The sequence below is a fragment of the Pollutimonas rozaliensis genome (assembly GCF_048751585.1).
In the GTDB taxonomy this organism is placed as follows: Bacteria; Pseudomonadota; Gammaproteobacteria; order Burkholderiales; family Burkholderiaceae_B.
Map to the genome: position 1 here is coordinate 1 of NZ_JAZHOB010000229.1, position 257 is coordinate 257.

1 pseudogene is annotated in these 257 nt (G+C 37.7%); it reads left to right on the forward strand.

Features of this window, described 5'->3' with window-relative positions:
* Positions 1-238 (forward strand): annotated as a pseudogene (locus tag V0R37_RS22700) (dihydroorotase); the annotation flags it as partial.
* Between the last annotated feature and the right edge of the window lie 19 nt (positions 239-257).

The window sequence follows — 257 nt, forward strand, 5'->3', positions numbered from 1 at the left end:
TGAGCATATTACAACCAAAGATGCGGTAGAGTTTGTAACTAATGCGCCGGATAATGTTGCAGCAACAATTACTGCTCATCACTTACTGTACAATCGCAACCATATGCTGGCAGGGGGCATTCGCCCACATTATTACTGTTTACCTATTTTAAAACGTAATATTCACCAACATGCTTTAATGGCTGCTGCAGTAAGTGGTAATAAAAAATTCTTTTTTATCTTTATAATGAGGCGCTGAGTCAGTACCTAAAAAGAAT